The sequence below is a fragment of the Nitratireductor rhodophyticola genome (assembly GCF_019891355.1).
GTDB classification, from domain to species: Bacteria; Pseudomonadota; Alphaproteobacteria; order Rhizobiales; family Rhizobiaceae; genus Nitratireductor; species Nitratireductor rhodophyticola.
In genome coordinates this window covers 123,723-142,215 of sequence record NZ_JAHSSF010000001.1, presented here as the reverse complement: position 1 = coordinate 142,215, position 18,493 = coordinate 123,723, and the positions used below count along the sequence as shown (strand labels likewise).

The window sequence follows — 18,493 nt, the reverse complement described above, 5'->3', positions numbered from 1 at the left end:
GAGCCCTGCCCTGCCTCTTCAGCGTCGTTGGTAGACCACATAGGAGGTGGCGTAAACGTCCTTTTCGCCGGCAGGCACCTCCTCGCGAGATACCTCCTCCCAGATTTCAGGGGCAATTTCAGGGAACACGGTGTCCCCGTCAATCTGCGCATCCACATGGGTGACATGCAGGCGGTCGGCCTTGTCGATCGCTTCCGCATATATCTGCCCACCGCCGATGACACAGACATCTGCACCGGCGGCGCCACCTGCAGCAAGTGCAAGCGCGACATCCAGCGATGACACGCATTCAGCCCCTTCGGCTGTATAGTCCGCCTGCCGCGTGACGACGATGTTGCGCCGCCCCGGCAATGGCTTGCCAATGCTCTCCCAGGTCTTGCGCCCCATGATTACGGGCTTGCCCATGGTGATGGCCTTGAAGCGCTTGAGATCGGTCGAAAGCCGCCACGGCAGATCGCCGTCACGCCCGATCACCCCGTTTTGCGCCATTGCAACGACCAGTTCGACACTCATCAGACCCTCCCCGGTCAAACCGCGATCGGCGCGCGGATCGACGGATCCGCCACATAGCCATCAAGCCGGAAATCCTCGAACCGGAAGGCAAAGAGATCGGTGACGTCCGGATTGATCCACATCGTCGGCAGCGGCTTTGGTGTGCGTGTCAGCTGCTCGCGCGCCTGGTCGAAATGGTTGGAATAAAGATGCGCATCGCCCAGCGTGTGCACGAAATCGCCGGCGCGCAGCCCCGTCACCTGGGCCACCATCATGGTCAGAAGCGCATAGGAAGCGATGTTGAAGGGCACGCCGAGAAAGATATCGGCGGAGCGTTGGTAGAGCTGACAGGAGAGCCGCCCATTGGCCACATGAAACTGGAACAGGCAGTGGCATGGCGGCAGCGCCATGGAATCGACCTCCGCCGGGTTCCAGGCCGAAACCACATGCCGCCGCGAATGAGGGTTGTCACGCAGGCCTTTCAGAAGCGTCGCAATCTGGTCGATCTGCCCGCCATCAGATGCCGGCCACGAACGCCATTGCGCGCCATAGACCGGGCCGAGGTCGCCATTCTCATCCGCCCATTCGTCCCAGATCGAAACGCCGTTTTCTTTCAGATAACCGATATTCGTGTCGCCCTTCAGAAACCACAGCAGCTCGTGAATGATCGAGCGCAGGTGCAGCTTCTTGGTGGTGAGAACCGGGAACCCCTGCTCCAGATCGAAACGCATCTGATAGCCGAAAACGCCGCGTGTACCGGTTCCCGTGCGGTCGTCGCGGTCGACGCCGTTTTCGAGGACGTGGGAAAGAAGATCGAGATACTGGCGCATGGCGGTCCGATTCGGGCTGGCGTTATCGCCGCATCATAAAGCAGCCGACCGGCACGAAAAGTGCAGGCACCGCGAATATCGGTCTCGTCCACACGCGCAAATGAAAACGCCCCCACCGGCAGGGAGGAGGCGCTTGAAGGTCAGATCGCGTGGCGGCTCAGAGGCTGGACAGTTTGCCCAGATGCTTTGCCACAAGATAGTAGAAGGTCACGCGGCTTTTCGAATTGTCGCCCGACATCGTCTCGCAGACCTTTTCGATGATGGAATCGCATTTCGCGCCGTCGGTTTCGCCGAGCTTCTTCATGCACCAGCTCTCGCGCACGCGATCAAGTTCGCTGGAATCGCTGCAAGAGACCAGAGACGAGTCCCTGTTGCGCAGCGCGATGCCAAGATGCTTCACGATCTTGTTGACGGTATCTTCGTCAGCGGTTGCATCATATTTGCGGACATCCGCGAGATAATCGGCCATGACTTTTCCCTCGTTTCAAATCGTGGGCCCCTTCGACACGATCCGGCCACCAACGCAACCTCAACGTTTGCCAAAGTTCCTTCCCACACCGTTGCAGACATTCCGCAAAGCATGACGCCAAGTCAATGCCGAAAAGCCTTTTCGCCAAAATCCCCCTTTTCTTGGTGCGGCTGTCTCACTATATTCGCTGCGTCGGCTTGACCGACTATGGCGATAAACTGACGGTGTAATAAACCATTCGGACCCGGGGGCAGTGCCCGGCGCCTCCACCAGAAACCGCCCGGGGCAACCAGCCCGCAGACGGCTTCTGATGGGGGCGAAACAGGATCGACGAGGGTGTAAAGATCGGACTTTCGCTCGGCATGATACCACCGTTATCGGGTCAAACCAGTAGTTGCAAACGACAACTATGCGGAGGCACGTCTCGCTGCTTAATGCGGTGCGACAGCTTCACTTAAACTCCTGAGGGTTCGCACTTTCAGGCGGGGTTCGAAGGCACCTGGCAACAGAAGCCTTCACTTTTCCCTTTCTTCGAATTTATGAGTTTCCGCCCTCCCGGCAGGCGTCAGCCTTTTGCGCGAAAAAGAAAGGGCGCCCGAGCGCCCTTCCAGAACCCACCCTGTCAGGCACACCCGACCTCACTCTGCGGCAGCCCTCGCAGGCTGTTCATCGCGTCCCAGCGTCAGATGGGTCAACGCAAGCGCAAGCACGGCACACACGGCAATGCTCGTCACCATCGGCAATGGCGTTCCGTCAAAGAACAGGCCCGAGATGGCCATCGCCATGGCCCCGATGGCAAAATGCAGCGTTCCCATAAGCGCCGAGGCCGTGCCGGCTATGGTGCCGTGATCATCCATCGCAAGCACCGAAGTCGTCGGAATGACCAGACCCAGGAACCCGTAGCCGACAAAAAGAAACGAAGCGAGCACCCAGAGTGACTGCAGACCGGATGCCATCACCGCCAGCAGGGCCACAATGGTCGTCGCATAGGAGATGACCGCAACCCTCACCACTCGGCGCAGTCCATAACGCTCGGTCAACCGCCCGGTAAGCTGCGACATGGTGAAAAACGCCACCGCGTTCATGGAAAAGAACACGCTATAGAGCATCGGCGTCAGCCCGTAATGGTCGATCAGCACAAACGACGAATTCGACAGATAAACGAAGAAGCTGGAAATGCCGAACCCGCCGATAAAGGTCAGCCCCATGAATTTCCGGTCGCCCAGGAGAAAACGATACCCGGTAAGCGCGCTGCGCAGCGAACTCCCCTTCCGTTCCCCGACGGGCCTTGTCTCCTTCAGGGCAGTCGCCAGAAGGAAAACACCCAGGACTGCCGCAATGGTCACCGACCAGAACACCGCCCGCCAGCCGAGCGTGGCGATGATCACGCTGCCCGTAAGCGGCGCCAGAATGGGCGAGATGGAGAAGACCAGCATCAGGAGAGACATCAGCCGGGCGGCTTCCGTACCGGTGTGAAGATCGCGCACAACCGCGCGCGGCACCACCATGCCGGCCGACGCGCCCAGCCCCTGCAGGAAACGGAACGCGATCAGCATCTCGATGCTCGTCGCCAGCGCCGAGCCGATGCTGCCGATGATGAACACAGCCAGCCCCGCATAAAGCGGCGCCTTGCGGCCCACCATGTCGGAAATCGGCCCGACGATGATCTGCGCCAGTCCCATCGACAGAAAAAACACCAGAAGAGACATCTGCACCGGCACGGTGTCCGCATTGAGATCGGTGCCGATCGACGGCAGCGCCGGCAGATACATGTCGATGGCGAACGGCCCCACAGCGGTCAAAAGGCCAAGCACCAGCGCGATGCGCAGGAATCTCGTGTTCATGGATTTGCACTTTCAAAAAATGGTCGCCACAACGGGCTTCAAACCAAAGACGAAAAACTGGAGAGAGGCCCGACATGGCCCCAAACATGGCAGAGCAAAAACAGCGCGGGCAACAAACCTGATCTTGATTGACTATATTTTTGGACATCCTTGTCTAATATGTCAATCACACATATATGTTTTTAATGCATACGATCAACGCTACTGACAGGCTCCCGACACGCGGACACGCCGCCAAGCGCCTGTCCATTCTGGAAGCGGGTGCACGGGTTTTCTGTCGGGAAGGCTATACGGGCGCGAACATCGACATGATCGCCGCCGAAGCCGGCGCTTCGCGGCAAACCGTCTACAATCACTATGGCGACAAGGACAAGCTCTTCGCCGCTGTGGTCACCGAAATCACCCAGCGTTGCAACGCACGCAGTTTCGAGGTTCTGTCGACCTTTCCGGATCAGCCAGTAGATCTTGAAAAAGAACTCGTCGCCTTTGCCATGCGCCTGACGCAGAAATGCCTGTGCGACGAAGATGGCAAATATCTTCGCAAACTCATTCAAAGCGAAGGGGAGCGGCATCCTCACCTGTTTGCAGGCTGGCGCACGGAAGGACCGGGCAAGGTCTGGTCTGCACTGGCAGCCCGCTTCGCCCGTCTTGCCTATGCGGGGCATCTCGAACTTGACGACCCCGACGTCGCCACGCGCCAGTTCATCGCACTGGTGAACGCCGAGCTCCATATCCCCGCCCTTTTTGGCGAGAAACTGGAAAACGACCGACTACAGGAAGTAACCGCCCGCGCGGTCAAGACCTTCCTGCGCGCCTACCGCAGGAACGGTAAAGAGGGCGAAGAAACGACCCGCGTCGGCAGGGCTCTCCCCGCCTGACGTAGCGGAACCCGTCTTTTTGCCGGTTTACCTGAGCGCGGTCCTTGATTAGAGGTAGGTCAAAGATTCACAAACCGGTTCGCGTTGATGGCCGAAGACCGCATAAGATACGATATTCTCGCTCAGGACGCTCTGCGCGGCGTGATGCGCAAGGTGCTGGCGGAAGTTGCGCGCACCGGCTTGCCCGGTGAGCATCACTTCTTCATCACCTTTCTCACCAACGCTCCGGGTGTGCGCGTTTCCTCGCGCCTGCGCGAGCGTTATCCCGAGCAGATGACAATCGTATTGCAGTATCAGTACTGGGATCTCAAAGTCACCGAGACCGGCTTCGAGGTCGGCTTGTCCTTTGCGGATGTTCCCGAAATGCTGAGCGTGCCTTTCTCCGCCGTCCGGGGGTTTTACGACCCGTCGGTGAATTTCGAGCTCGAATTCGACGTAAAGCCGGAGCAGAGCGAACAGACGGCGGACATCACCGAGGTTCACCCGGAGGACGCTGCGGAAGAACCGCAAAAGCCCGCGGCAAAGAAGAAGCCTGCGAAAAAGGCCAGGAAGGACAAGGCGGAAGCCGAAGCCGAGCCCGTGCAGGAGGATGCGCCGGCATCCGAAAGCAAGGGAGCGGAAGTCGTCTCGCTCGACGCATTTCGGAAGAAGTGACCATGGGCGAACTGGTCAATCTCCGGCAAAGGCGCAAACGCCGCGCCCGCGAAGAGAAAGAGCAGCGCGCCACTGAAAACCGCATCCGCCACGGCCGCACCAGAGGCGAGTGTGCGCTGGAAGAAAGTGCAAAGGCGGGTCTGGTCGCTCGGCTCGACGGGCACAGGCGCGAAAAGAGCCGGGACAACGATCCCAGATGAGCCGGATCGCCAAGCGTTCGGTGAGCATTCGCGGCCACCGCACAAGCGTCTCTCTCGAAGCGCCTTTCCTGGAAGAACTGGAAGCGATCGCCCGGCGCCGCAAGATGTCGCTCGCCGCACTCATAGCCGAGCTCGACGCGCGGCGGGACGAAGAAAGCAATCTCTCTTCCGAACTCCGGCTCTACGTGCTTCACGACCTGAAAGCCCGGGCGTCCCGGGCCTGCTGACCATCAGAGCATCGGATCGAAAAGTGGAAACGCTTCAGTTGACGCCCCCGTCGTTCCCCAGAAGCTCGCGGAGCCGGTCGGGCGAAAGGTTCTTTGAGCGGAAAAATTCCGAAACCGCATCTGGAGAATTCGCACCCTCCGGCGCCTCCAGCGGGGCACGCTCCACTTCGCGCGGCGCAACGTTCTCCTCGGGAGCGCTTCTCCCCTGGCGCTGCAGCGCTTCGGCTGCCCGCGCCGCCTCTGCGGCCCGGCGTGCTGCTTCAGCCCGTTCTTCCGCCTGGCGGCGGGCCTCCTCTTCCTCGCGTTTCAGGCGAAGCTCGCGCTCAAGCCTCTGGCGTTCGGCTTCAGCGCGCTCTCTTTCCGTCTGAAGCGCAGCGAAGTAGCGCGTCTCGCGGCGCAGTCTCTGCTTCTCCAGAAGCACCGATTGCATTCGCTCCACCCGCACCTGCTCACGCTCCAGCGCACGCTGGGTCAAAAACTGCGCAAGCGGCCCCACCGACAGCCTCGAACCCACATCGCCGAACGGCCCCGAAGCGGTAACATCCACCCGCGGTTCCGCACCGACAACGGATTCGAGACCGGGATCGAACACCAGCGCCCCATCCGTCGCAACCGTCATGGACTGCAGATCGGCGGAGGCTGTCGTTGTCAGCGTCGCCCTCTCGGCCTCAAGCCGCATGGGCGGCGTGCGCGCCACACCGCCGGCGATGGTGAAGGCAAACTCGGTGCTTCCCACCTGGAAACGCCCGTCGCGGATCATCGCGGGTGCAAAAACCTCTGTCTTTGCAGTGTCGATCTCATTGCCCAGCGCATCCGCCTTCTCGAGGATCAGTGCCAGTGCATCCGGGTTCAGCCCCCGGATGCTCAAATCCTTCAATGTGGCAGAACCCGATCCCGTCAACGCCGACGCCATGCCGTTCACGGTCTTGCCGCTGGCGGTAACGCTGGCACGGGCGCTCAGCCGTCCTTCGAGGTTCCCCTGCGGCATGAGCGCTTCAAGCGCCGTGCCATTCAATCCGATCTGCGCTGTCAAAAGCCCTGTCCCGGCATTGTTCTTCAGCGTGGCAAACCCGTCGATCGAACCGTCGAAGGCCGCCGCCTTCAGATCGGAAACCGTCAGCCCTTCATCGTCGAGCTTCAGCTTCAGGCTCGCCTCCTGCCCGGCGGAAAGAAACCCGGCCCAGAGCGCGTCTGTCCGCAGGTCGAGATCGGCTGAAAACGGAAGATCGACATCGCTGCCGAAAGGCTCTTCGGGCCACGCCCCGCTTTCCTCGCCCGAAAGCACATCCGGCCCCAGCACGAGTTCCGCCGCCGGTGCAAGGTCGAAACGCGCCATGCGAAGCGCCCCGTCGACACGCGGCTTGCCGCCATCGAGCACAATGTTGAAATCACCGCTCACATCGCTACCGGCCACGGCTCCGGCAAGTCCGGAAAGAACCACGACCTCCTCGCTCCACTCGAGCGCGGCTGCGAGTTCGACAGGCAATCCGAGGCCGAACCCCGGCAGGACGACACCGCCCGCCGCCAGCCACGGTTCGATATCGGTGGTCTCGATGCGCACTTTGCCGTCGAGAGACGGAGTGGAAAGCGCATTGGCAAGCCCCCCGTCGAACGAGGCAGCAAATCCCTCGCCCGTGACAGTCGCCTTTGTCCGGACCGCATTCGCCAGCGAACCGGCAGCGGAGAGTTCGAGCCTTGCCTCTCCGACGAGGCCGAGCGGAAGCGCCGGCAATCCGGCGAGACCGTAGAGAACCGCCGCATCGTCGTTCCTGGCCGTAACGGAAAGCTTGAAGTCCCCCTGAAGCAGTTCTTCCCGGGGACTGCGGTCGGAAAGCGAAAGACCGATATCGGTGCCACCGGCAACCCCTTCCGCGCTCACCGCAAGCCCGACAGTGCCGTCATTGTTGTCGGCAGCACTTGCGATGACGTTGATTTCCGTATCCTCAAAAAGACCGGGAAAGGCCTGCGCCCGGCGGGCTATGGCTTCGAAAAGCCGGTTCTGGGGAAATCTGCCGGCAAGCATCACCGCAAGGTCCGCCAGATCGGTCGACAGGATGGTTGCATCGATCTGTCCCGTGGGCGCCGTGGAGAAATCGCGTATCTGCCCCGTGGCGCTGAGCTGGGCGCCGGCAAGACCGCCGAGCGTCAGGCGGTCGATCTCGAGCACGCCCGCGCGCAGGCGTAGGGCCGTGTCGACCGTTTCGGCCTTCAACCCCTCGACCGAGACAGGGCCCGCCTTCACGGCGAGGTCCACGTCATGGCCGGCAAGCCTGTTCACGCCCGCATCGTTCACGAAGAGCGACATGAAGGCCTGAATACCGTCGAGATCGAGCGCCTCCCCGTCGAGCGCGACCTCCAGAGAGGGCTTTGCATTGTCCGGTTCGCGCCGCTCCACGCGCCCGTTGAAGCGCGCATCGCCAAGAATAAGTTCCAGCGCGTCGAAGCTCTGCGTGCTGCGCGAAAGGTTCACATCCGCGCTGAAACCGGCCGAAGGAAGCCGGCGGATGGCATCGTCCACATCGCGCGAAACCCAGGCGGCAAAGCCCGATGGCTGTCCGATCGCAAGCAGCATGTGTCCGCTGAACGCAAGGGTGTCGCTTGTGGTGAGAAGACCATTGGCCTCGAACTGGGTGCGCCCCGGCAGGGTCGCCGCCACTGAGCCGATCGACCAGCCGCCCTCCGCCGGCTCCGCCCGCAGTTCGATATTGCGGATCGTCGTATCGCCGGCCACGATAGCCGGCAGGTTGATCGAGACTTGGCCTGGTATGCCCGGCGCCGGCAAAGCGCGCATCAGGCCCGCAAACGCATCGAAGCGCGCGTTGAGATCAAGTCCGGCGATGGAACCGCCCTGCCCCTCCTCCGGTTCGAAACGAAGCTGGGCGCCATCCGCCTCTATGAAAAAACGCGGCGCGTCGCCAAAATCGAGGCTCGCCCGCCCTTCGGCGCGGTATGGCGCGTCGACCGGTCCGGTCTCGAAGCGAAACATATCCACCGCAAGCCGGTCGTGCCTCAGGTCGAAACTGCCCGACAGGCGGTTGGTCGCCGCTGCCGTGGTGAGCGCCAGCGGTCGCTCCTCTTCCTTGCGCAGGGCGGCCATCGCCTCCCGGGTATAGGTGTTGAGCGCAAACGTACCGTCATAGTAGGCCGCTCCAACGTCGATATAGGCCTGACCGTCCGTGGCCAGCCTGATCGGCGCTCCCTCGGGCAGAGCGTCGATCCGCAGCCGCATGCGCCCGTCATCGCCCAGCGTTCCCGTCGAGACGGAAATCCGCATTGGCAAACCGTCGAACGCCAACGATCCTCCAATCCGCCACGGCCCCGCCAGGGTGCGCGCCGAAAGCTCCGCGTCTATGTCGGAAACCTGATGAATCTGTCCGCTCGCAGCGTGGCGCAGCGTGACCGAACCATCGACGATGGTGACATTCTCGAGCGTCACCTGGCGCGGGTCGAACGGTCCGGAAGGCCGCACGGCCCAGTCGATGCCGCCATCTGCGGCAACCGCGATGCGCGCCCGCGGCCGCGTGAGCTGCATGTCGAAAATCAGCACTTCGCCGCGCAGGAACGGCGCAAGCTCGGCATGCATGGAGAATTCATCCACCGTCATGCCCGGCGCATCCCGCGTCTCGCCAGCCACGACCACATCGGTGAAAGTCAGCGAAGGAAATGGCAAAAGCCGCGCCCTTGCGCTGCCCTCCACCCGCACCTCGCGGCCGAGCACCCGCCCCGCTTCCCGCTCAAAGGCGGATCGGTAGTGATTCCAGTCGATGAAATACGGGGCAACCAGCGCCGAGGTCAGCGCCAGCACCACAAGTCCACCGAAGAATACAAACAGCCGGGCCAGTTCGCTCTCCCTGGTTCAAACGCCTGTTCTTCTACACTAGAGCATCGGACCGACAAGTGGAATCCGGTATTCGGGTTATTCCGGTGCTCCATCAATGGCTTAGATCGTTCTTTCTGCGCCCCGATCAGTGCAGCTCGATCCAATGCGGTCCAGCGGCATGAAAGAGGCCGTCGGCCACATGGTGGCACAGGGAGACGCTTATATGCGCCTCGCCCCGACGATTTTTCCCGGGTTCATGATGTTGAGCGGATCGATCGCCTCTTTGACCGCCCGCATCACATCGACCGCGTCTCCGAGCTCTTCTTCCAGAAACCGCATCTTGCCCTGCCCGATGCCATGCTCCCCCGTACAGGTTCCATCCATGGCGAGTGCCCGCTTGTTGAGCCGCGCCACAAAGGCCTCCGCCTGCTCGATCTCCTTCGGGTCTTCCATGTCCATCAGAACGAGAACGTGAAAATTACCGTCACCCACATGGCCAAGCACGGTTGCCATCAGTCCCTCCCGGGCAATGTCGGCCTCGGTCTCCACGATACATTCGGCAAGCCGTGAGATCGGCACGCACACATCGGTGGAAAGCCCGCGCGTGCCGGGCCGCAGCGCCACACAGGCCCAGTAGGCATTGTGACGCGCCTTCCAGAGCCTGGTGCGCTCCTCGGCGACACTCGTCCATTGAAACGGCCCGCCACCGAACTCCTCCGCGATCTCACCAAAGGTCTCGGCCTGCTCCTTCACGCCGGCATCGCTGCCATGAAACTCGACAAACAGGCATGGGCTTTCCGGGTAGGTCAGATCGGAATAGGCGTTGATGGCCTTCATGGCGAGCGCGTTGACGAATTCGATACGCGCCACCGGCACACCCATCTGGATCGTCGTAATGACCGCCTGGCAGGCTGTTTCCACGTCCGGGAAGGGGCAGACACCGCCTGAAATGGCCTGTGGAATGCCGTAAAGCTTCAGGGTCAGCGCGGTGATGACACCCAGCGTCCCTTCCGCTCCGACCAGAAGCCGCGTCAGGTCATAACCCGCCGAGGTTTTGCGCGCGCGGCGCGCCGTTGTGATCAGCCTGCCGTCCGGCATCACCGCCTGCAGGTTCACCACATTGTCACGCATCGTTCCATAGCGCACTGCATTGGTGCCGGAAGCGCGCGTGGAAGCCATACCGCCCAGGCTCGCATTGGCGCCCGGATCGATCGGGAAAAAGAGACCCGTGTCGCGCAGATAGTGGTTCAGATCCTCCCGTGTCACACCCGGTTCGACCGTGCAGTCCAGATCCTCCGCGTTGACCGAAAGAATGCGGTTCATGTTCATGAGGTCGAGCGAGATGCCGCCGCCCGGCGCATTCACATGCCCTTCAAGGGAAGACCCGGTTCCGAAAGGGATGACGGGCACGCGGTGTTCGGCGCACATGCGCACCACCTCCTGCACCTCCTCGACGGTGCGGGGCGCGAACACCGCATCCGGCAATTGTGGAGGGATGTAACTCGTGGAATGGGCATGCTGTTCACGCACCGAATGGCCGGTAACAAGACGCTCCCCGTAGCGCTGACGCAAAAGGTCCAGCACCAGCCGGATGCCTTCGTCGTTCCGCAAAACCTTTTCCATTTCCGCCAGCGCCATTCAGCTTCTCCAATCAGGTGGTCCAACCCTTGCCGCACAGGATCGTTTTCGTTTCTATCCGAATCTGCCGCAAGTCGAACACAGTCCGCAGTCTAGGGACAGAACCCAGGGATACAGAAAAACAATGCCAGACGAAGCGCCGCACCGCTCACGCATATTCGAACTGCAGAAAGACTGGATCGACTTCAACGGCCATCTCAACATGGCTTATTATCCGGTTCTTTTCGACCGTGCATATGAAGAAGTGTCGGAAGGCTTCGGCATGGGCGCACGATACGCAGCCGAACGGCAACTCACCACCTATACGGCGGAAATCCACCTCTGCTACGTGCGCGAGCTTCATCTCGCAGACAGGGTTCGCGGCACCTATCAGCTTCTCGATCATGACGAGAAGCGCCTTCATTCCTATCAGGAGCTGCGCCACGCCGAAGAAGGATGGCTGGCAGCCACCTGCGAAACGCTCACGCTGCATATTGACATGTCCGGCCCGAAGGTGACCCCGTTCCCTGCCGACGTGCTTGAACGCGTTGCGGCAATGCGCGCCCTGCATAAAGACCTGCCTGAGCCTGAACGCGCCGGTCGTTCCATCGCCATTCGCCGTCGGACGCGTTAGGCTCAGGCATGTCCCTGTTCAAGCTGATACAGCGCCTGCCACAGATCTTGCGTACCTGGATCGAGCCGAATGTCAGCGCATTTCTTGAAGCGCGGCTACCGCTGGTCTGGCTCCTGTCGCTGTTTCTCGGCCTCGCAGTCGCGATTGCCGCCATCGCCTTTCGTGAGCTGATCGGCTTTTTCCAGCTCTTCTGGCTGGGAACACGCTCAGAGCGCGTATTTACCGCGGCTCTTGCACTTCCCTGGTACTGGATCATGGCCGGGCCCGTCGTGGGCGGTCTTCTGGTTGGCATCCTGCTTACGCGTCTGGAAGCCCGGCGCACCGGCGCCGTGGCCGATGTGATCGAGGCGCGTGCATTGTCGGGGCGCAAACTTCGGTTTCGTGAAGGCTTGCTTTCCGCTTTCGTCACCGCACTGTCGCTCGGCTCGGGCGCGAGCGCCGGACGCGAAGGGCCGGTGGTCCATCTGGGCGCGGTTCTGGCGACGGCGATTGCCTGGCGTGCCCATCTTCCGGAATGGTGCCGGCGCACCCTTCTGGGAGCGGGCGTTGCCAGCGCGATCTCCGCTTCGTTCAATGCGCCCATTGCCGGTGTCCTCTTTGCCCATGAAGTCATTCTCGGCCACTACGCCATGCGCTCCTTCGTGCCGATCGTCATCGCCTCGGCTGCGGGTGCGGTTGCATCGCGCCTGTGGTTCGGCAGCGCTGCCGCGTTTCTGGTACCGACACACCAGATCACCTCGTTCTGGGAGTTCCCCGCTTTCGCCCTTCTGGGCGTCACGGCTGCCGTGGTGGCGATCCTGTTCCAGTTCTCGCTTTTCGTTTCCGATTACGCGGCGCGGGGTATCCGCATCCCACTCTGGACACGACCCGTCGTCGGCGGCCTCATCGTCGGCGGCATTGCCGTGGTGTTCCCGCACGTGCTCGGCGTGGGCTACGAGATAACCGACATGGCGCTGTGGAACCGTCTCCCGCTCATGACCATGCTGGCGCTGATCGTCGTCAAGACGGCAGCGACGTCCATCACGCTTGCAATGCGCTTCGGCGGTGGGATCTTCTCTCCCGCACTCTTTCTCGGCGCGCTCACGGGCGGCGCGTTCGGCATCATCGCCGCCTCAGTCTTTCCCACCATGGCGTCGAGCGAAGGGCTTTACGCCATCCTCGGCATGGGGGCCGTCGCAGGTGCTGTCCTCGGTGCGCCAATCTCCACCACCGTCATCGTCTTCGAACTGACCGGCGGCTACGAACTCTCCATCGCGCTCCTGCTGACCGTCGCCGTCGCACATGGCATCACCCAGACCATCCACGGCCATTCCTGGTTCCAGTGGCAGCTCGAAATGCGTGGCCTGTTCCTTGTGGAAGGCCCTCACCGGGCACTCGGTCAGACCATCCGCGTCATGGATTTCATGGAACCGCTGGATGAAGAAGACGAGCCCGTCATCTACGACCCGGAAACCGGCACTCCATCGCTCAGGCCAACCGATACGCTGGAGGCCTCTCTGCGCGCATTCGACAAGGGAGGCCATGACCGCCTGCCGGTGGTCGACCTGAAGGATTCTTCAAAGGTCATCGCCTTTGCGAGCCACGTCCGTGCGCTGCGCTTCTTCAACCGCGCGCTGGTGGACATGAGCGAGGAAGAGCACCGATAAGCATTATCTTCCAGGAGCTTGGCCGCCCGAAGCGAGGAAGAAGGTTTTGTTAACCATACCGTCACGGCTAAAATCTTTGCACAAGTTTAACCATGTGCCGCGCTTGAAGCGCTCACGCCGCACGTCGACCATCTTTGGTAAACGCATTCGATTCGTAGGTGGCGGAAAGCCCGGTGTTGAACGAGGAAGCCAAAGCCCTGTCAGACGGTCTCGCGCACTCGCACGAGATCACGGATTATGACTTCTGGCGCGCGCTGAAATCCATTGAGGATGAACTCTACTGGCTCGAACGCAACCGCAGGCCGATCCCCATCGACCTGATCTATGTCCGCGCCATCGTCCGCACCGCGCGCCAGAAGCGCCTCTTTATTGCCTGCGACCCGGCGCCCTTCGACGCATTCTGAGATTCAGGACAGGTTTTCCTTGAGGAAGGTCACCGTTCTCTGCCAGGCAAGGTCTGCGGCTTCCTTGTCGTAACGCGCTTCCGACGTGTCGTTGTTGAAGGCGTGGTTTACCCCCTCATAGACATGGATGGTGAACGTCTTGCCCGCCCCTTCGAGCGCGGTGCGATAAGCATCGATACCCGCGTTGACCCGCTCATCGAGCCCCGCATAGTGGAGCAGCAATGGCGCCTCGATCTTCGAGACTTCGCCCGCATCGGCCTGACGCCCGTAATAGGCAACGCCTGCATCGAGCTCGGGATCGTTGACGGCAAGCTCATTCGCCAGCCCTCCGCCCCAGCAGAAGCCGATGGCGCCGACATTGCCATTGGTCGCATCATGCCCGGCAAGAAACGCCCGTGTCGCAACCGCGTTGCGCACGGTCTGGCCACCGTCGAGCTGCCCGATCATCTCGCGCGCCCTGTCCTCATCCTCCGACGTGCCGCCGGACGGCGACAGGAAATCGGGCGCCAGCGCAACAAACCCTTCAAGCGCCATGCGTCGCGCCACATCGCGGATATGCGGGTTGAGACCACGGTTCTCGTGAATGACGATCACGGCCGGCAGTTTCCGCTCCACCCCCGCAGGGCGGACGAGATAACCCATCATCTCCCCGCCGTCGCCGGCATAGGTGATGTCTTCCGCGGTGATGCGCGCGTCGTCTTCGGCGACCATGGCAGCGCGCGCGGAATTCGCTGCGAGCATCGGCACGATGGCTGCGGCCGCGGCTCCGGAACCCGCCAGCTTCGTCAGTCTGCTCATGAAGGCGCGGCGGTCGAGTGTGAGATGCGTGTATTCGTCATAGGCGTCAATCATCGCCTGGGTGATCTTCGGCTGATCCTGCATGAATTCCCTCCCGTTCGCTGGTTGGTTCCCGCCGCTTTGCAAGGTAGGGCCCGCATGGAAAACGTCCATTCACAGCCGCGTGAGCGCGCGGCAGTCCTTCCACCTCCGGCGGGGACTTCCTATATTTGACGCGCACAAAAAAGGAGCGATGCCTCATGTGGTCCATCGGAGAACTATCGAAGCGCGTGGGCGTGAAGGTACCGACAATCCGGTACTACGAAGAGACGGGCCTGATCGAGCCGCCGGAACGCTCCTCCGGCAACCAGCGTCGCTATGGCAGGCAAGCCATGGAGCGCCTCGCCTTCATCCGTCATGCGCGCGACCTGGGTCTCGGCATCGACGCCATCCGTTCACTCATCGAACTGAGCGGCCACCCCGAAAAACCGTGCGAGGCGGCCGACAGCATCGCCCGCGAACATCTCATAGAAGTGCGCGAACGCATCGCGCGCCTGCAAAGGCTCGAGCACGAACTGCAGCGCATTGTCGATAGCTGCGACAGCGGCACTGTCTGCGACTGCCATGTTCTGCGGGCACTCGCAGACCATTCCCTGTGCGAAAGCGAGCATTGACCGTCAGAACGGTTGGGTTTGCCGGCTGTCAGCATCTTGGTTCATGGGCCACAAACCGGTACAAATAGAAAACATCCTTGGGCTTTGCCCCCCGAATCACCATATGCAGGTCCGATGTCCGGCTTCCCTGACGATATTCCGTTCTTCGATGAGGACGACCCGACCCCGCCTCCCCCGGCAGCGCAGAAACCTTCGGGCATTGCAGCGCGCGCCATGGCCGCGCGCTCGGGCGGTCCCGACACGCGCTATCTCGATGCGCTCAATCCCGAGCAGCGCCTTGCCGTGGAGACGACCGAAGGTCCCGTCCTCGTGCTCGCCGGCGCCGGCACCGGCAAGACACGGGTTCTGACCACCCGCATCGCGCATATTCTGGCCTCCGGCCGCGCCTATCCCTCGCAGATCCTCGCCGTGACCTTCACCAACAAGGCCGCCCGCGAGATGAAGCTGCGCATCGGCACACTGGTGGGCGAGGCCATCGAGGGCATGCCGTGGCTCGGCACCTTCCACTCCATCGGCGTCAAGATCCTGCGCAAACATGCAGAACTTGCGGGCCTGAAGAGCTCCTTCACCATTCTCGACACCGACGACCAGATCCGCCTCCTGAAGCAGATCATCCAGGCAGAGGGGCTGGACGACAAGCGCTGGCCGCCACGCCAGTTCGCCCAGATGATCGACGGCTGGAAGAACAAGGGGCTCGCCCCGAAGGAGATCCCCGAGGGGGATGCACGTGCCTTCGCCAATGGCAAGGGCCGCGAGCTTTACACCGCCTATCAGGAGCGCCTGAAGACGCTCAACGCCGTCGATTTCGGCGATCTCCTGTGCCACCCGATCCGCATCCTGCGCGACAATCCGGATGTGCTTGCAGAGTATCACCGCAGGTTCCGCTACATCCTCGTCGACGAGTATCAGGACACCAACACCGCACAGTATCTGTGGCTGCGCCTGCTCGCCCAGCGCCCCAAGAGCACCGAGCCGGTCAACATCTGCTGCGTCGGCGATGACGACCAGTCCATCTATGGCTGGCGCGGCGCCGAGGTGGACAACATCCTGCGCTTCGAGAAGGATTTTCCAGGCGCCGCTGTCATCCGGCTGGAGCGCAATTACCGCTCCACCGCGCATATTCTGGGCGCCGCCTCGCATCTCATCGCCAACAATGAAGGCCGCCTCGGCAAAACCCTCTTCACCGAGCATTCCGACCCCGACGACCCCAAGGTGAAGGTCCACGCCGCCTGGGATTCGGAAGAGGAAGCCCGCGCCGTCGGCGAGGAGATCGAGGCGCTTCAGGTGAAGGGCCACGCGCTCAACGACATCGCCATCCTCGTGCGCGCCTCCTTCCAGATGCGCGAGTTCGAAGACCGTTTCGTCACGCTGGGGCTCAACTACCGCGTCATCGGCGGCCCGCGCTTCTATGAGCGCATGGAAATCCGCGACGCGCTTGCCTATTTCCGCATCGTCGCGCAGGCAGCCGACGACCTCGCCTTCGAGCGCATCGTCAATGTGCCCAAGCGCGGGCTTGGCGAAGCCAGCGTCCGGCAGATTCACGATGTGTCGCGCATGCGCGAGGCCCCCCTCCTCCAGGCCGCGCGCGATCTTGTCGGCACCGAGGAAATGAAGCCCAAGCCGCGCGCATCGCTGCGCACGCTGGTCGACAATATCGAGCGCTGGCAGGCCATGCTCGACCGCACGCCTCACACCGAACTGGCCGAGACCATCCTCGAAGAATCCGGCTATACGGACATGTGGAAGAACGACCGCTCCGCCGAAGCGCCGGGCAGGCTCGAAAACCTCAAGGAGCTGATCCGCTCCATGGAGGATTACGACAGCCTGCGCGGCTTCCTGGAGCATGTGGCTCTCGTCATGGATGCCGAGCGCGACGAAGAGCTCGACGCCGTCAGCCTCATGACGCTGCATTCGGCCAAGGGTCTCGAATTTCCAACCGTCTTTCTGCCCGGTTGGGAGGAAGGCCTATTTCCCCACCAGCGCGCGCTCGATGAGGGCGGCCGCTCAGGGCTTGAGGAAGAGCGGCGTCTGGCCTATGTGGGCCTGACCCGCGCCAAGAAGAACCTGCATCTGTGGTTCGCCTCCAACCGGCGGATCCACGGCCTCTGGCAATCCACCATCCCCTCGCGCTTTCTCGACGAGCTTCCCGAAGCTCATGTGGACGTGGCCGAGGAGAGCAGCGGCTATGGCGGTTATTCCGCCGGTCAGCCCGGCCGGCCCAACCCCTATGGCAAATCCCGCTTCGACGATCAGCCCGCCTTTTCAAACAGCTACGCCACACCCGGCTGGCAGCGTGCCCAGAAAAACCGGACCGAGGCGACGGCGCGCAACTGGGGCAACCGCTCCGGCCATCAGGTGGAGCGCATCGGTTATGGCGAGGCGGATTCGGGCTATGGCGCCGGACGCGGTTCGGTCAAGGGCCGTGTGATCGAAGGAGAGCTGGTCGCCAAATCGGTCTCCGACACCCCCTCTGCCTTCAAGGTCGGCGACCGGGTGTTCCATCTCAAATTCGGCAATGGCAATATCGCGGCAATCGAGGGCAACAAGCTCACCATCGATTTCGACAAGGCGGGCCAGAAGCGCGTGCTCGACGGCTTCGTCCAGCGGGTTTAAAACTTTCTGCAGTCAGTTGGATTAACCTACGTCCGCACAAATGCGGAAAAACAGACAGACATGGCGCTTCTGCGTCTCAATGGAAAGCGGAAGCGTTCCAACAGCCGCATATCCGCGAAAAAGCGGGGAGGCCAGGCCGGTCGGCGTTTCGTCAGGTTCTGAACGCCCAATGAGTGTCAGGCGGCTTCAGGCTTTACATATACGAACTTGCCGTCCGCATTCTTCTCGCGGTTGAGAACGCCCGTACGCGCATGGCGCGAAAGCGGTCCGGAAAACGCATTCGACTTGTAACGCATGCCAAACGCCTCCTGACAGCGGGCGACAATGTCGCCAATGGTCCGTGGTTCATCGAAAAAATCGCTCTCAAGCAGCTCGTTCAATGCAGCAACGGCGCCCTTTGCGCTATCGGTGGTTGTCTTGCGGCGCCCCGGGCGTGGCGTATTGCGCACGACATGCATCATACCCGGGCCTGCGATAAACTCGTTAATCCCGCCTTCGGCGAAACCGCCGGCCTGCCCCTCGCGTTGCCCCAGCACCAGTTCGACCACGCGCAGCTGGACAGCCTCCGATTCGAACTTGTTTACCGCCTCGGACAGCTCGGTAAGCTGCTGCTTTAACTTGTCGAAATCCTTGATCATGAAATCCGCCCCGGCACCACGAACGCCCATTCTGCACGGGCGAACCGTGCACATATGTCTCCATAAGCATTCCGTG

The 18,493-nt window shown here is 61.8% G+C and carries 17 protein-coding genes and 1 other RNA gene; 10 read left to right on the top strand and 8 right to left on the bottom strand.

The annotated features are described in order from the left end of the window. Nucleotides 1–18: 18 nt before the first annotated feature. The 3 genes from KUG85_RS00645 to KUG85_RS00635 all read right to left on the bottom strand — a co-directional run bounded on the left by KUG85_RS00645 (nucleotide 19) and on the right by KUG85_RS00635 (nucleotide 1,791). Nucleotides 19–513 (bottom strand): dihydrofolate reductase, encoded by a 495-nt coding sequence (locus KUG85_RS00645; protein ID WP_223003804.1) that lies wholly within the window; start codon nucleotides 511–513, stop codon nucleotides 19–21. A gap of 14 nt (nucleotides 514–527) precedes the next feature. Further along, on the bottom strand, nucleotides 528–1,322 hold the full coding sequence (locus KUG85_RS00640) for a thymidylate synthase (protein WP_223003803.1): 795 nt from the start codon (nucleotides 1,320–1,322) through the stop codon (nucleotides 528–530). 157 nt (nucleotides 1,323–1,479) lie between these two features. Continuing rightward, nucleotides 1,480–1,791 (bottom strand): DUF2853 family protein, encoded by a 312-nt coding sequence (locus tag KUG85_RS00635; RefSeq protein ID WP_223003802.1) that lies wholly within the window; start codon nucleotides 1,789–1,791, stop codon nucleotides 1,480–1,482. A gap of 152 nt (nucleotides 1,792–1,943) precedes the next feature. Between KUG85_RS00635 and ssrA the strand changes: the two genes are divergently transcribed. Next, nucleotides 1,944–2,311: a transfer-messenger RNA gene (gene ssrA / locus KUG85_RS00630) on the top strand. Between the two features lie 118 nt (nucleotides 2,312–2,429). Here the strand turns inward: ssrA and KUG85_RS00625 are convergent. Further along, nucleotides 2,430–3,635: a multidrug effflux MFS transporter gene (locus KUG85_RS00625; RefSeq protein WP_223003801.1), complete on the bottom strand. Its 1,206-nt coding sequence runs from the start codon at nucleotides 3,633–3,635 to the stop codon at nucleotides 2,430–2,432. 176 nt (nucleotides 3,636–3,811) lie between these two features. Here KUG85_RS00625 and KUG85_RS00620 point away from each other — a divergent pair, with 176 nt between their 5' ends. From KUG85_RS00620 to KUG85_RS00605, 4 genes are all read left to right on the top strand, one after another. Continuing rightward, nucleotides 3,812–4,513, top strand: coding sequence for a TetR/AcrR family transcriptional regulator (locus tag KUG85_RS00620; protein WP_223003800.1), 702 nt, complete (start codon nucleotides 3,812–3,814; stop codon nucleotides 4,511–4,513). An 87-nt stretch (nucleotides 4,514–4,600) separates the two neighbouring features. Then, complete coding sequence (locus KUG85_RS00615) at nucleotides 4,601–5,167, top strand: SspB family protein (RefSeq protein WP_065814973.1); 567 nt, start codon at nucleotides 4,601–4,603, stop codon at nucleotides 5,165–5,167. A gap of 2 nt (nucleotides 5,168–5,169) precedes the next feature. Then, nucleotides 5,170–5,367 carry a DUF4169 family protein gene (locus KUG85_RS00610; protein WP_223003799.1) on the top strand — a complete coding sequence of 66 codons (198 nt, stop codon included), beginning with the start codon at nucleotides 5,170–5,172 and terminating at the stop codon, nucleotides 5,365–5,367. Further along, complete coding sequence (locus KUG85_RS00605; protein WP_223003798.1) at nucleotides 5,364–5,594, top strand: ribbon-helix-helix domain-containing protein; 231 nt, start codon at nucleotides 5,364–5,366, stop codon at nucleotides 5,592–5,594. Before KUG85_RS00610 ends, KUG85_RS00605 begins: the two co-directional genes overlap by 4 nt. 34 nt (nucleotides 5,595–5,628) lie before the next feature. Here the strand turns inward: KUG85_RS00605 and KUG85_RS00600 are convergent, their stop codons facing one another. Together KUG85_RS00600 and KUG85_RS00595 are read right to left on the bottom strand one after the other, a co-directional pair. Beyond that, nucleotides 5,629–9,426, bottom strand: a complete 3,798-nt coding sequence (locus tag KUG85_RS00600; protein WP_223004456.1) for an AsmA family protein — start codon at nucleotides 9,424–9,426, stop codon at nucleotides 5,629–5,631. 207 nt (nucleotides 9,427–9,633) lie between these two features. Then, entirely contained in the window at nucleotides 9,634–11,052 is a 1,419-nt protein-coding gene (locus tag KUG85_RS00595; RefSeq protein ID WP_223003797.1) for an FAD-binding oxidoreductase, read from the bottom strand. A 124-nt stretch (nucleotides 11,053–11,176) separates the two neighbouring features. Here KUG85_RS00595 and KUG85_RS00590 point away from each other — a divergent pair, with 124 nt between their 5' ends. The 3 genes from KUG85_RS00590 to KUG85_RS00580 all read left to right on the top strand — a co-directional run bounded on the left by KUG85_RS00590 (nucleotide 11,177) and on the right by KUG85_RS00580 (nucleotide 13,715). Beyond that, nucleotides 11,177–11,665, top strand: a complete 489-nt coding sequence (locus tag KUG85_RS00590; RefSeq protein ID WP_223003796.1) for a thioesterase family protein — start codon at nucleotides 11,177–11,179, stop codon at nucleotides 11,663–11,665. Nucleotides 11,666–11,673: 8 nt separating this feature from the next. Continuing rightward, nucleotides 11,674–13,311 (top strand): chloride channel protein, encoded by a 1,638-nt coding sequence (locus tag KUG85_RS00585; protein ID WP_223003795.1) that lies wholly within the window; start codon nucleotides 11,674–11,676, stop codon nucleotides 13,309–13,311. A gap of 176 nt (nucleotides 13,312–13,487) precedes the next feature. Beyond that, nucleotides 13,488–13,715, top strand: a complete 228-nt coding sequence (locus KUG85_RS00580) for a hypothetical protein (RefSeq protein ID WP_065814967.1) — start codon at nucleotides 13,488–13,490, stop codon at nucleotides 13,713–13,715. 3 nt (nucleotides 13,716–13,718) lie between these two features. On the opposite strand, the gene KUG85_RS00575 is transcribed toward KUG85_RS00580, so the two are convergent. After that, complete coding sequence (locus tag KUG85_RS00575) at nucleotides 13,719–14,597, bottom strand: dienelactone hydrolase family protein (protein ID WP_223003794.1); 879 nt, start codon at nucleotides 14,595–14,597, stop codon at nucleotides 13,719–13,721. Between the two features lie 155 nt (nucleotides 14,598–14,752). On the opposite strand from KUG85_RS00575, the gene KUG85_RS00570 reads away from it, so the two are divergent. Continuing rightward, nucleotides 14,753–15,166, top strand: a complete 414-nt coding sequence (locus KUG85_RS00570) for a MerR family transcriptional regulator (protein ID WP_065814965.1) — start codon at nucleotides 14,753–14,755, stop codon at nucleotides 15,164–15,166. A gap of 114 nt (nucleotides 15,167–15,280) precedes the next feature. After that, a complete protein-coding gene (locus KUG85_RS00565) occupies nucleotides 15,281–17,779 on the top strand; it encodes an ATP-dependent helicase (RefSeq protein WP_223003793.1) in 2,499 nt (832 codons plus the stop codon). Between the two features lie 176 nt (nucleotides 17,780–17,955). Here KUG85_RS00565 and KUG85_RS00560 read toward each other — a convergent pair whose 3' ends face one another. Further along, nucleotides 17,956–18,447, bottom strand: a complete 492-nt coding sequence (locus KUG85_RS00560) for a hypothetical protein (RefSeq protein WP_255606207.1) — start codon at nucleotides 18,445–18,447, stop codon at nucleotides 17,956–17,958. Between the last annotated feature and the right edge of the window lie 46 nt (nucleotides 18,448–18,493).

Excerpts from the sequence above, each read along its gene's own strand:
- KUG85_RS00645 (WP_223003804.1), bottom strand. The coding sequence starts at position 513 with ATGAGTGTCGAACTGGTCGTTGCAATGGCGCAAAACGGGGTGATCGGG.
- KUG85_RS00640 (WP_223003803.1), bottom strand. The coding sequence starts at position 1,322 with ATGCGCCAGTATCTCGATCTTCTTTCCCACGTCCTCGAAAACGGCGTC.
- KUG85_RS00635 (WP_223003802.1), bottom strand. The coding sequence starts at position 1,791 with ATGGCCGATTATCTCGCGGATGTCCGCAAATATGATGCAACCGCTGAC.
- KUG85_RS00625 (WP_223003801.1), bottom strand. The coding sequence starts at position 3,635 with ATGAACACGAGATTCCTGCGCATCGCGCTGGTGCTTGGCCTTTTGACC.
- KUG85_RS00620 (WP_223003800.1), top strand. The coding sequence starts at position 3,812 with ATGTTTTTAATGCATACGATCAACGCTACTGACAGGCTCCCGACACGC.
- KUG85_RS00615 (WP_065814973.1), top strand. The coding sequence starts at position 4,601 with ATGGCCGAAGACCGCATAAGATACGATATTCTCGCTCAGGACGCTCTG.
- KUG85_RS00610 (WP_223003799.1), top strand. The coding sequence starts at position 5,170 with ATGGGCGAACTGGTCAATCTCCGGCAAAGGCGCAAACGCCGCGCCCGC.
- KUG85_RS00605 (WP_223003798.1), top strand. The coding sequence starts at position 5,364 with ATGAGCCGGATCGCCAAGCGTTCGGTGAGCATTCGCGGCCACCGCACA.
- KUG85_RS00595 (WP_223003797.1), bottom strand. The coding sequence starts at position 11,052 with ATGGCGCTGGCGGAAATGGAAAAGGTTTTGCGGAACGACGAAGGCATC.
- KUG85_RS00590 (WP_223003796.1), top strand. The coding sequence starts at position 11,177 with ATGCCAGACGAAGCGCCGCACCGCTCACGCATATTCGAACTGCAGAAA.
- KUG85_RS00585 (WP_223003795.1), top strand. The coding sequence starts at position 11,674 with ATGTCCCTGTTCAAGCTGATACAGCGCCTGCCACAGATCTTGCGTACC.
- KUG85_RS00575 (WP_223003794.1), bottom strand. The coding sequence starts at position 14,597 with ATGCAGGATCAGCCGAAGATCACCCAGGCGATGATTGACGCCTATGAC.
- KUG85_RS00570 (WP_065814965.1), top strand. The coding sequence starts at position 14,753 with ATGTGGTCCATCGGAGAACTATCGAAGCGCGTGGGCGTGAAGGTACCG.
- KUG85_RS00565 (WP_223003793.1), top strand. The coding sequence starts at position 15,281 with ATGTCCGGCTTCCCTGACGATATTCCGTTCTTCGATGAGGACGACCCG.
- KUG85_RS00560 (WP_255606207.1), bottom strand. The coding sequence starts at position 18,447 with ATGGGCGTTCGTGGTGCCGGGGCGGATTTCATGATCAAGGATTTCGAC.